At 51.8% G+C, this 11,997-nt stretch carries 9 protein-coding genes; 4 read left to right on the top strand and 5 right to left on the bottom strand.

Going from position 1 to position 11,997, the window contains the following annotated elements; translation table 11 throughout:
• Position 1 precedes the first annotated feature (1 nt).
• Both VF399_02245 and queA read left to right on the top strand, forming a co-directional pair.
• Positions 2–829 carry a methyltransferase domain-containing protein gene (locus tag VF399_02245; protein HEX7319162.1) on the top strand — a complete coding sequence of 276 codons (828 nt, stop codon included), beginning with the start codon at positions 2–4 and terminating at the stop codon, positions 827–829.
• A 120-nt stretch (positions 830–949) separates the two neighbouring features.
• Positions 950–2,110, top strand: coding sequence for a tRNA preQ1(34) S-adenosylmethionine ribosyltransferase-isomerase QueA (queA, locus tag VF399_02240; GenBank protein ID HEX7319161.1), 1,161 nt, complete (start codon positions 950–952; stop codon positions 2,108–2,110).
• Positions 2,111–2,229: 119 nt separating this feature from the next.
• Here the strand turns inward: queA and VF399_02235 are convergent, their stop codons facing one another.
• The 5 genes from VF399_02235 to VF399_02215 all read right to left on the bottom strand — a co-directional run bounded on the left by VF399_02235 (position 2,230) and on the right by VF399_02215 (position 7,385).
• Positions 2,230–3,360, bottom strand: a complete 1,131-nt coding sequence (locus VF399_02235; GenBank protein ID HEX7319160.1) for an ABC transporter permease — start codon at positions 3,358–3,360, stop codon at positions 2,230–2,232.
• A complete protein-coding gene (locus VF399_02230) occupies positions 3,360–4,490 on the bottom strand; it encodes an ABC transporter permease (protein HEX7319159.1) in 1,131 nt (376 codons plus the stop codon). The genes VF399_02235 and VF399_02230 overlap by 1 nt, the downstream gene beginning before the upstream one ends.
• Before the next feature lies 1 nt (position 4,491).
• On the bottom strand, positions 4,492–5,406 hold the full coding sequence (locus VF399_02225) for an ABC transporter ATP-binding protein (protein HEX7319158.1): 915 nt from the start codon (positions 5,404–5,406) through the stop codon (positions 4,492–4,494).
• Positions 5,407–5,581: 175 nt separating this feature from the next.
• Positions 5,582–6,511, bottom strand: coding sequence for an ABC transporter ATP-binding protein (locus VF399_02220; protein HEX7319157.1), 930 nt, complete (start codon positions 6,509–6,511; stop codon positions 5,582–5,584).
• A complete protein-coding gene (locus tag VF399_02215) occupies positions 6,492–7,385 on the bottom strand; it encodes an efflux RND transporter periplasmic adaptor subunit (GenBank protein ID HEX7319156.1) in 894 nt (297 codons plus the stop codon). The genes VF399_02220 and VF399_02215 overlap by 20 nt, the downstream gene beginning before the upstream one ends.
• 319 nt (positions 7,386–7,704) lie before the next feature.
• On the opposite strand from VF399_02215, the gene VF399_02210 reads away from it, so the two are divergent.
• Entirely contained in the window at positions 7,705–8,205 is a 501-nt protein-coding gene (locus tag VF399_02210) for a hypothetical protein (GenBank protein HEX7319155.1), read from the top strand.
• A 146-nt stretch (positions 8,206–8,351) separates the two neighbouring features.
• Positions 8,352–11,900 (top strand): T9SS type A sorting domain-containing protein, encoded by a 3,549-nt coding sequence (locus VF399_02205; GenBank protein ID HEX7319154.1) that lies wholly within the window; start codon positions 8,352–8,354, stop codon positions 11,898–11,900.
• Positions 11,901–11,997 lie beyond the last annotated feature (97 nt).

Below are 11,997 nucleotides of genomic sequence, written 5' to 3'. Positions count from 1 at the left end.
CATGAGCGACAAATACGGTTCTTTTTACGAAATGGCAGGGAGATATTATCCCGAGGACGAAATAACTTATTCCAGTCTGAGCGGCATCATCCGTAAAAAATGGGTCCTCAATAAAATAAACACAATGCCTGCCGGATGCCTCCTGGATTGCGGCTGCAATATCGGCCGGCTCGGCTCACACTGGGAAAGAGGCGCTATTTTTGGCGTTGATATCTCGCTGAGCCTTCTGCGTGTGGGAAAACGCGCATTTCCCTTGGTCAACTTCGTCAACGGCGACGCGCGGAACCTGGATTTTCTAAAACCCATGACCATGGACAGCGCGATCGTGATCGAGGTCATCGAGCATCTCGACCGGCCGCGCGAATTCCTGAAGGGTCTGTATAAAGCCATGAAACACGGGGGAGAGGTTTTGGTCACCTGCCCGGGTTATTCGCGTACTCGCCCCAAGTACCTGGAGCTTGGAATCGTAAGGAGTTTCGGGATTCGGAAAGGGCCCGATGGTACCGGTGACCGCTACCTGCATACCGCTTATAAACCCGGTGAGTTGGCATCTATGGCTAAGCAGGCCGGGTTTGCGGTCAAGGAATCGGGTGGATTCGAACATGAAATGAGGGTTTGGAACAGACTTCTGGTCATGCTTTCGAACATGGCTGCTTTCCTGGGCACGAAGCTTTTTCCATATTCAAAACTGAATTACTTGCTGTTGAGAGCGATTCATAAATTGGAGCTTAACATATTCCAGGCCCTTGATGTTTTCGGATTCTCGAGATTTCTGCGAATATTATTCAAGGAAGGTAGAAGAACCTATGTTTTACTACAAAAAATATAAGCGAGGACACCGAATGACAGTGAATTATGCGAATCGCGGTTCCTGCGATTTTTAAAGGAGTTAACTCGTGAGAGTTTTAAAAACCTTACGGCTTAACTCCTATGAAATTGTGATGTGCAGATGAAACTTCAGGATTTTTTTTACGAACTGCCACCGGAACTTATCGCCCAGTACCCGCTGGATAAGCGGGATCAGTCAAGGCTGCTGGTGCTCGACCGAAAGTCCGGTGAGGTCCGGCACCGGCATTTCTCCGAGATCGCTGAATTCTTCGAACCCGGAGATGTCCTGGTTCTGAACAATACCAGGGTTTTCAAGGCGCGCCTGAAGGGAAAAAAGGAGACTGGTGGGAACGTGGAAATGCTCCTGGTGCGCGAAATTGAAAAAGGGAATTGGGAAGTTCTTGTTCACAGCAGTAAACGGCTCAAGATCGGCACCAAGATCTTTTTCGATGATAAAAGCTTTGCCATTGTCGTTAACAAAATGCCCGGAAGGTGCGTGGTCGAGTTTAACGCGCCAGCTATGGAGATGATTAAGAAATACGGCATCGTCCCTCTGCCGCATTATATCCGGCGCCATACCGTGCCGCAGGATGAGCAGACCTACCAGACCGTGTACGCGGATCCCCAAGGTTCGATCGCTGCGCCCACGGCCGGGTTGCATTTTACGAAAGAGATCCTTAAAGAGATCGAGAAAAAAGGCACGAAGATCTGCCAGTTGACCCTGCATATCGGACCCGGGACGTTCAAGCCGATCCGGACTCAAGATATCGAGCGGCATGTCATGGACGCCGAATACGCGGAAATATCTCAGGAAACAGCGGACGCGATCAACGCTGCCAGGAGAGTGATCGGGGTCGGGACCTCGGTCACACGCACGTTGGAGTCAATTTTATCAAATCCCCCTGATATCCTCTTATCCAAAAGGGGGAATGTAGGGCAAGGTCATGATCCCGCGCAGCGGGGCTTTAGCCTTGCTGATAAAAAGGGCAACCAAATTGAATGCAAACCTGAAGGTTTGCCCTACGCAAACCGTGGCTTCGGCGACAACTGCAGGGATAAAGCAGTAGCTGCATTTTCCGGTTTTACCGACCTGTTCATCTTTCCCGGGCACCGGTTCCAGGTTATTGACCATCTCATCACCAATTTTCACCTGCCCTGTTCCACGCCGCTTTTATTGGTCTGCGCCTTTGCCGGTAAAGAGCTGATCTTCAAGGCATACAAGGAAGCGGTGAAGAACAAGTATCGTTTTCTTTCTTATGGTGATTCGATGCTAATTATTTAATGTCGTGCGTTCTACGTATCCCCATAACCCCGCAGCTTTTATTTTCTTGTCATTCCCGCGGAGGCGGGAATCCATGGATTCCGTGTCAAGCATGGAATGACGGATAATCAGATGACGGATTATCCGAGTTTTTTTTGGAAAAACATCGAACTGATGGTCAGGAAACCGATGCCAAAAACAATGAGCACTGATATTTCTCGGTACAGCATGCCGATACCCAGGCCTTTGAGCAGGATCCCCCGTACGATGATGAGAAAATACGTGATGGGATTGATATAGGGGATCCAGCGGAGGACCTCCGGGATGCTGGCAACGGGGAAGAAAAGTCCGGATAATAAAAATGCTGGCATCATAATGGGCATGACCGTAAGCATCGCCTGCGCCTGGGTTCTGGAGACGGTCGCCGCGATCAGCCCGATACCCAGGCTTGTGAAGAGAAATATAAGGCTTGAGAAAGACAGCAAAAGCAGGTTGCCTCTTACCGGTATGTCAAAAAGCAGTTTTGCCACGCCCAGGATCAACAGAACATCAACAAAACCGACCAGCACAAATGGCAGGGTCTTACCTACGATGAACTCCCAGCGCTTGAGCGGTGAAACAAGGATCTGCTCCAATGTACCGAGTTCCTTTTCACGCGTTATCGCCATCGCGGACAGAATGGCGGTCAACAGCAAAAGGATCATGCAGATAAGGCCTGGCACCATGAAATGCGAGCTCTTTAGCTCGGGGTTAAAAAGGACCGTTATCCGGGGATTGATGGACGGCGTTGTGGCGCGGGAGTGCAGGCTGGCCATTATTTGTTTTTGTGTCCATTCATAAAAGATCTGTTCGATATACCCCTTGATAATAGTGGCGGCATTACCGTCAGAGCCGTCGACCAGAGCCTGGATATGAGCGGTGATGTTCGTTGATAACTTCCGTGAAAAGTCAGGTGGTATGACCAGGACTACGTCGGCCTGATTGGAGCGCAGCGCAATTTCCGGATCGGCATTTACGTTCTTTCGACTGTCGTCATCAGCAAGGATCTCCTTGAAATAGCCGCTGGCCGTAAAAGCGGAGACCAGGGTGCGGCTGGCCGATGTGCGGTCGAAGTCAACGGCATGAAAGGCGATGTTTTTCACGTCGGTTGTCGCGACATAGCCGAAGATGATGAGCTGGATCAGGGGTGCAGCGAATAGCACGAACCTCATCCTGGTGTCGCGCAGGGTCTGCGTCAGCTCCTTTTTTATAAAGGCCGCGAGTATTTTCATCAGGCCAGCCTTTTTTTAAACCTTATGACGCTGATGATGACGGATACCAACGCGAATATCAGCATGGCAAGGAATTCCGGCCACAGGATATCCAGTCCCGAACCCTTTAGGAACAGTCCGCGCACGATATGCAGGAAGTACCGTGCCGGCACAAGATAGGACAGTCCCTGCAGGACCAGGGGCATATTCGATATCGGGAAGATAAAACCTGACAGCATGAACGCGGGTAGGAAAGCGGTTAAAAACGAGATCATAGCCGCGAGCTGCTGCGACCGGGAAATAAGCGATATGAACAGACCCACACCAAGAGCGCCACCGAGGAACAGGAACGAGCTCAGGTAAAAGAGGAGCAGATTGCCTTTAAAGGGAACGCCGAAAACGAAGATGCCGATGCAAAGGACCAGCGTCATCTGCAGCACACCGATCGCCAGGTAGGGCGCGAGTTTTCCGATGATCAGCTCGTAAGGTTTCACCGGCGTGTACATTAACTGCTCCATGGTGCCTCGTTCCCATTCAGTGGAGATCGTCAGCGAGGTCAGAAGTGTGCCGATGATCATCATGATGACCGCGATCAGCCCGGGCACGGTGAAATTCTGGCTTTTCAGCGACGGGTTGTAAAGAAATCTCATGTCCAGGGAAACGGGCGGCGTTGATCCGGCCCGCAGACCATGATGGTTGAACTCGTCCTGAGTATTATGGGTCGAAAAATCCTGGATAATGCCGTTTGAATAACCGAGCAGGACGCCGGCGCTGTTATTGTCGCTGCCATCGACGAGGATCTGGAGATCCGCCGGTTCAAGCCGGTCGAGTTTTCTGCTGAAACCTGAAGGGATTATAATAACGGCTTTGGCCACGCCGCGGTCTAGCACGGACCGGGTTATTTCCCACGAGAACCGGTCCTTTAGCTTGACATTGAAAAGCCCGGTCGCGTCGAACTTGCCGATTAATCCGCGGCTGACGCTCGTTCTATCCAGATCGCAGAATACGATCGGGATGTTCGTGAGGTCGTAGCTGACCGTGTAGCCGAAAAGCATCAGCAGCATCACGGGCCAGGCAAAAGCGAAATAAAGGACGCGGATGTCCCGGCGGATATGATATATTTCTTTTCTGATGATCGCGATCGTGCGCATGTCACTCCGATGACAGGGAAATGAAGACGTCCTCAAGTGACGGACTTATGTCTTCCAGGCGAGAGACCGTAACGCCGGATCTGTGAAGCCCTGCCTTCAGGTCATCTGGATCTTTGTCATCGCGGGTAAAAACGTGCAGTGATAGACCATACGGTATGACTTGCGTGATCCCGGGTTCTTTTTCAAAAAAATGCTTCATTGAGGCGAACGGGTTTCCTTGCACAACCATGACCCTGTCACGAACGCGGCTTTTCAGATCGGCGGGCGAGCCCAGGGCGGCGATCCTGCCCTGTCTGATAAGCGCGATCCGTTCGCAATGCTCGGCTTCGTCCAGATAATGCGTGGTCACAAAGACCGTAGTGTGTTCCTCGTTCTTAAGGCGGTAGATTATGTCCCAGAAGCAGCGCCGCGCCAGCGGGTCGACGCCTGCGGTTGGTTCGTCCAGGAAGACGATGGACGGCGAATGCATGAGCGCGCATGCCAGCGATAGACGCTGTTTGAACCCTCCGGGCAGATCCCTGGTCAGGTGCTTTTTCATATTGATCAACCCCGCGGTCTCCAATGCGCGCTTTTTTGCGGTATCTATTTTTTCAGGATCGATGTGGTAAATGCTGGCGAAAAATGCTATGTTCTCCTCGACCGTCAGGTCCTGGTACAGCGAGAATTTCTGGGTCATGTACCCGATATGTGCCTTGATCTTCTCGTTTTCACGCACGATGTCCATGCCAGCGACATGACCGCTGCCTGATGTCGGTTTGAGAATACCGCAAAGCATCCTGATCGTGGTCGTTTTGCCAGCGCCGTTCGGGCCCAGGAATCCGAAGATCTCTCCTTGGTCAACGGCAAAAGTGATGTTATCCACCGCCGTGAACCGATTAAAATGTTTGGATAACTCTTTGACCTCGATCGCTTTCATGTTATATCAAGGAAGTTCTCGACTCACCTTGTTCGCTCGAACAGTATAACATTTTATTCTTCGAGTAAGTCCGCCACGCTGATTGGGGGACGCATCGATACCGTTTTTACCCAAATCTGTGATTGGGCTACAAAACCGAGTATCCCGCATAACGGGAGAAGCTCCTTGTTCCTGATCACGCACTGGCATTTTTCCCCCTGATGACCGAGATGAACACATCCTCAAAATTCGGTGCCATTTGCCTGAAATCCGGATGCTCGGGCCGGGCTGCAAGCAGTTTTTCCACGGCGTGCTGACCGTCTTTTTGCACAACCATATGAATGGTCCTCGCCACCGGGTAGGCGTCAACGATGCTTTCCTTTTGCGCGCGCAGATCCTGGACCAGCGCCGTGACATCACCGGTTTTCAGCTCGACTTCGTACAGCGAGTATGGGTATCCCAACTTGACCTCATTGGGCGTGCTGACCAAGAGCAGTTCGCCCTGGTACAGGAATCCGACGCGCGAGCATCGTTCCGCTTCGTCCATGTAGGGGGTTGAGACGATGATGGTTATGCCGCCGGCGAGAAGCTCATACAGAAAATCCCACAGCTCGCGCCGGGATATGGGATCAACGCCGGTTGTCGGTTCATCAAGGATGAGCACCTCGGGCGTATGGAGCAGGCTGCACATCAGCGCCAGTTTTTTCTGCATGCCACCGGACAATTTTTCCGCCCGGCGCCGTGTAAATTGCTCCAGACGGGTTATTTGCAGGAGTTTTTGCCGCCGTTCATGGAAGTCGCTCCTTGGTATCTGGTAGATCTGCCCGAAAAACGACAGATTTTCATCGACCGTCAGGTCCGGATATAAGGAAAAATTTTGGGGCACCACGCCGATCTTTTCTTTGATCGCTTCGGGCGAGGCGGCGATATCGATACCGCAGAGCTGGATGCTGCCGCGGTCGGGTCTGAGGATGCCGGTCAATAATCTGAGCAGGGTCGTTTTGCCGGCGCCGTCCGGACCGATGATCCCGAATATCTCTCCTTTATTTATGGAAAGATCTATGTTGCTTACAGCGGTTGTTTGCTGGAATGTCTTGTATAGACCATTACTGGCGACTATTGCCATGGTCCACGATCTCGGCGTCAGCTGGCATCCCCGGCAGCAGTTTTTGTGATTTGTTGGGGATTGTTATCTTGACCGCAAAAACAAGCTGGGCGCGTTCATCTCTGGTCTGGATATTCCTGGGCGTGAACTCCGATTCACTGGCGATCCAGGTAACTTTTCCGTCGAAAATTTGAGCCGGGTAGGCGTCAACGAAGACCCGCGCGCTTTGTCCAAGGGTGATCTTTCCGACATCCTGCTCCGGCACAAAGACCTTTAGCGTTGCGGTCTGGAGATCGCCGATCTTCGCGAGCACGAATCCCGGAAAGGCGGTTTCTCCTTTGTCATAGTTGAGCGCCAGGATCACGCCTGATAGCGGTGAGACAATGTAGGCATCGGCGATCTGGGTCTGGATCAGTTCAAGCTGCGCCCGGGCTGCTTTTAGGCTGGCATCTGCTCTGGTTTCCTGCGTCAGGATGACTTTCCACTGGGTCAGGATGGCTTCGTATTCATTGTCCGGAACATCACCGGAATCGTGAAGCCCGCGGAAGCGTTCAACATTCTTTTCCAGATCGTTTTTCTTCGCCTTGATCTCCTGGATGGATTGTTCGGCGATAACCAGACCGGCGGATGCTGCTTTTTCCCGGGCTATCAGTTCGCGGTGGTCAAGGATCATTATAGTATCCCCTTCCCTGATGCTGTCGCCCTCTTTAACTTTGAGCGACTGGATCTGACCCCCGACCCTTGCAGAAATTTGTATTTCCAAGACCTCGATCATGCCTGAACCGGTAATACCGCGTGATTTCTTATTGAAAACGCAAAAGATAAGCAGCAATAATACGGCAATGAAAGCGGCGATACCGGCTACGAGCGCAATGGTCTTTTTTTTCAACTTCATTTGTCCGGCAACCCGTTTTTAACGATCTGTGTTTGCCGGGCGAGTTTCTCAATCATTTCGGCGTCCATGGCCAGATTATAACAAAAGAAAGTCTGATGTCAATTGAGATTACAGTGATATAAGGATGATTACCCCGTTTTTTATCATAGATTTCTAAGTTGATGAAACGGCCCCGGTAAGGGATACTCAATATTTTGGCAAAAACGAGAATGATGTAAGACGCAAATGGCAGCGCAGTAATAAGGGTTTTTAAAAATTCTTTTTTACATAACCTTGACACCTTGACATCTATCATTTGTTGTGCTAATATTACTGGTAAATGACAATTGGTAATGCCGGTAATGACCCGCAGAAAAAAGGAAAATGGGATTTTGAAATAGCCGTCTATCAGGACCGGTTCATGATCGCATATTTTGCCGTTGTACTTGTCTACCTGCTGATCGGTGCCCTGATCTTCATTTTCCCGATCTTAACGCCGTCCTCAAGCAGTACGGTGTCGTTCAGGTTCAGTCTGATGTATATTCCGCTGGTTTACCATCTGGTGGTCTCGCTGGCGGTCTTGGGCATCGCGATGCGGGCGCGCTGGGCTCTGAAGTTTTACCCTAAAGCTGCCAAATCATTCCTGGGCGTGCTGGCGTTCTGCTCGATTATATCATTTGCGGGAAAACACGGTCTGGGCGGTAGTATATTCATTACCGTTGCCATACTGGTACTTTTATCGCCGTGTCTCGCCATCATGCTGTTCGGCTTGAGATATATCAAGCGCAGGGATGTCCTGGATTCATTCGAAAAGACAACGGTTGAGTACCGCGTCTATTGAGGAGGTCTGGTAATAGCGCCGGCTTTCCGAGTATTAAGTCTGTTGACAATAACGTATTTGGAATTATAATATTGAGATGGACAACAACCGATATCGGTATATTGTTATTTTGACCCTTTGTCCATTAATCATGTAAGGAGGTTGTTATGAAAAGGTCATTTTATATTTTGATATGCACGGCTGTTTTTATCATGCCGGGAATGATATTCAGTCAAGCCGGCATAACACGGCTGCGATACACGGATCCTTATGAACAGCCGCAGACGGCTTACCAGGAATGGTGCCTGAAGAATCAGCGGCTCATCCAGGAGCCTTTTGCCATCGGCAAGGCGGCATCTGCCCGTCTGTCCGGCAATGGAGGCCGAGCGCCGCTAGTTGACATCGTTGTTTATGCCCCTCTTTATCCCTATATCCTTGATTCATTAAACCTCTATGTCAGTGATATCGTCCTTGAAGCGTATGACGTGCGCGTCGACACGGTCCGGGGCTGGAACGCCACGGGCCTGAGAAGTCACCTGGCAGCCCTGCTGGACAGCGAACTGGTGGGAGCGGTTTTCATTGGCAACGTGCCGTTCGCCTGGTACGAATACGAAAGTGCCGAGGGACGTGAAGAGTTCCCGATCGAGCTTTTCCTCATGGATCTTGACGGAACATGGGTCGACAGCGATGCGGATTGTGTTTATGATGGTCACACCGGCGACCGGGCGCCGGAAATATGGGTGGGCCGGATCAACTGCGCCGTGATGACCTGGGGCAACGAGATCTCTCTGACGAACAACTATCTGTCCAAGATCCACCGGTACCGCACCGGCGGTTTCGGCATGCCGCAAAAAGCTCTTGCTTATGATGATGACGACTGGAGCGGTTTCGGCGATTGTGATCTGGATTATCTTTATGATACTGTCGTTGTGGTGAACAGTAACAACACGACGACCGCCGCTGATTTCCGGAACCGGTTTAATGATCCTTACGAGTGGGTGCAAATCAACAGTCATTCATCGCCATGGGCTAATACGTTCAAGAATAATTCCGGTTATGCCGGCACGGTTTTCAATTTTGAAGAATGGTTTGCCGATCCAACATTCCTATTCGTTAACCTGTTCCAGTGCAGCGGCACCAGGTTCGTGGAGGAAAATTTTATCGGCGGTTGCTACATTTACAATACAATGAACGGATTGCTGGCGATCGGATCCGCCAAGGTGGGAAGCATGCTCCATTTCAGCGATTTTTATGGGCGGCTCGACACCGGCATATCGATCGGCGAGGCTTTTGAGGCATGGTTTGCCCAGTGGGGGATCACCGATGTCGACTGGTTCTATGGAATGTGCATTTGCGGAGATCCGCTCCTGAAGCCGAAACAGACCGGTTATTATGCTGTAAAATCCCCGCGAAGACCAGCTGGCTTCAGCAGCCTTCTTTCCTGGTCGAGTCCCCAGCCGGTTGACCTGCACGCGGAATCCGATGCCTTCGTGAGCGCTATCGTCGACGGTCAAGGGCGGTTGTGGGCGTCCTGGGTCACCGGGCGGTCGACCACTTACGGCCGCACGGAAATATGCGCGTCACGCCGCCAGGCCAACGGATCATGGACCACGCCGGCGATCGTCGACGCGTTCGAATACTGGGATTTTTCTCCATTCATGTACTGTGATTCGCTCGGCCGGGCGACCGTTTCCTGGTCGCGTTGTTTCGGCAGGAATTACGATGTTTTCAATTCATATTATACTGGTTCCGCCTGGAGCACGGGGACGATGGTAAGCAGCAGGGCAGCCAACGATATGTATCCGGCTATGACCCTGGACGGCGATAAGCGCTTTTGGGTGACGCTGGAACGGTGGACCCACCTCAACGGTGATATATACTGCCGTTACTACGATGGATCAACATGGCAACCCATGTTCGCGGTGACCGTTGATTCGGCGAACGATTATCGTCCCTCAATGGCGACCGACAGTTCAGGCATCGCCTGGGTGGCATGGACGAGTGAACGCTGGGAATATAATCGAAATATCTATGTGAAAAATTACAATCCCGCTTCCGGACATTGGGAGAACCTAAGGCGGCTGACGAGCAATCAAAGTCAGGACCAGGATCCGAAGATCTGCGTTGATGGCAGCGGTACGGTCTGGGTTGTCTGGACCACCTGGCGGAACGGTAATTCCGACATTTACGGAAGCCATTACGATGGCGTATCGTGGTCGAACGCTCAGCCCGTGGTCAGCGATTCTGGCAGGGATGAACACCCGGTACTGGTGACTGATCGAGACGGCTATCTCTGGTGCATCTGGCAGTCAGACCGTTCCGGCGAGTGGGAGGTGATGGCGAAGTTCTACCGGGACGATGCCTGGCAGGATTCATCGGTGATCAGCGCGAGCACGTTTAAGGATATCATGCCGGCGGTAACACTGGATGATTCGGGGTATGTTTGGGTGCTGTGGCAGACGAATCGGAATGGCAGCTGGGATATCTACGCCAGCCGCATCCTTTCGGACCTGATCCCTCCCCAAGTCACAGTGGTTATGCCTAATGGCGGCGAGATCTGGAATGTCGGCGATGTTGATACGATCCGGTGGACCGCAACGGACAACGTGGCGGTGGATACCGTATCCTTGTGGTACTCGACCAATAGCGGCAGTTCCTGGATAAACGTTGCCCACGGGTTGGCTAATACGCAGGCATACGCCTGGACAGTCCCGGCAACGCCATCAGAACAGTGCTTGGTCAGGGTGGTCGCCTATGACAAGTTTCCTAATGCAGCCGAGGATGTTTCCGATGCGGTGTTCACGATCCGGGACGCGATATCGCCTGTCGTCACAGTCCATTATCCGAACGGTGGAGAAGAATTCTCGCCGGGCGAGATCGATACGATCCGCTGGCTGGCGACGGACAATATCGGTCTGGATTCGGTCGCGCTCTTGTTTTCACCGGACAGCGGACAGAACTGGACATATCTGGTTTCACCGCCGGTATCCGACACAATGCATGAATGGACCGTGCCTTATGTGCACTCTGAGCGCTGCCTGATCAAAGCTGAAGCTTTTGATCTGAGCAACAACGGCGTTGACGATGTCTCCGATTCTTTGTTCAAGATCATCGATACGGGGATGCCCTTTGTGGAAGTATTGGTTCCCAATGGCGGCGAGGTTTGGTACTGGAACGAAGTGCACGCGATCCAGTGGCTATCCATGGATAACGTCGGGATCGACAGCGCCGATATCTATCTTTCCCTCGACGGCGGCGCGACCTACCCGGTTTTCGTGGTGCACATCGCGGGTGATGACTCCAGCTACGACTGGACCATACCCGAAACGACTTCCTACGAATGCTTGATCCGGGTCACGAGCTACGATGTCGCCGGCAACTCGGCATACGATGTCAGCGACAGCCTCTTTATCATCGGCCAGGTAGGTATCTTGCAGGATGGATCAATACCCAGATATTTTGCCGTATACGGTCCGTCTCCAAACCCCTGGACAGATAAATTCTATATGCGGCTGCAACTGCCGCAGCGGCAGTACGTAAAAATATTCGTCTACGATGCCAGCGGTCGGTTAACCGGGAAGATCGCGGACCGGCAGTTGGAAGCAGGGTACTATAGTTTTGACTGGAACGGTAAGGGGTTGTCAGCCGGTATCTATTTCGTTACCATTGAAACCGGGGAATATCAGAAGACGGTCAAGACGATCCTGGTCGAGTGATATTGAGGGCAGTGGTTTCATAAAATACAAAGCCCCGTGCTTTCGCACGGGGCTTTGCTTTGCGTATTTTTCAATACATCAGGATTAGAACATTGCT

It is taken from the genome of bacterium, assembly GCA_036382775.1.
In the GTDB taxonomy this organism is placed as follows: domain Bacteria; phylum Hydrothermota; class Tepidihabitantia; order SM23-42; family JAOAFX01; genus DASVHD01.
Note: the sequence above shows the minus strand (reverse complement) of the source record. Positions and strands in the feature narration are given on the sequence as shown.

What these genes read in the sequence shown, in the direction of transcription:
- VF399_02245 (HEX7319162.1), top strand. Translation starts at nt 2, where the DNA reads ATGAGCGACAAATACGGTTCTTTTTACGAAATGGCAGGGAGATATTAT.
- VF399_02235 (HEX7319160.1), bottom strand. Translation starts at nt 3,360, where the DNA reads ATGAAAATACTCGCGGCCTTTATAAAAAAGGAGCTGACGCAGACCCTG.
- VF399_02205 (HEX7319154.1), top strand. Translation starts at nt 8,352, where the DNA reads ATGAAAAGGTCATTTTATATTTTGATATGCACGGCTGTTTTTATCATG.
- VF399_02210 (HEX7319155.1), top strand. Translation starts at nt 7,705, where the DNA reads ATGACAATTGGTAATGCCGGTAATGACCCGCAGAAAAAAGGAAAATGG.
- VF399_02225 (HEX7319158.1), bottom strand. Translation starts at nt 5,406, where the DNA reads ATGAAAGCGATCGAGGTCAAAGAGTTATCCAAACATTTTAATCGGTTC.
- VF399_02215 (HEX7319156.1), bottom strand. Translation starts at nt 7,385, where the DNA reads ATGAAGTTGAAAAAAAAGACCATTGCGCTCGTAGCCGGTATCGCCGCT.
- VF399_02220 (HEX7319157.1), bottom strand. Translation starts at nt 6,511, where the DNA reads ATGGCAATAGTCGCCAGTAATGGTCTATACAAGACATTCCAGCAAACA.
- VF399_02230 (HEX7319159.1), bottom strand. Translation starts at nt 4,490, where the DNA reads ATGCGCACGATCGCGATCATCAGAAAAGAAATATATCATATCCGCCGG.
- queA (HEX7319161.1), top strand. Translation starts at nt 950, where the DNA reads ATGAAACTTCAGGATTTTTTTTACGAACTGCCACCGGAACTTATCGCC.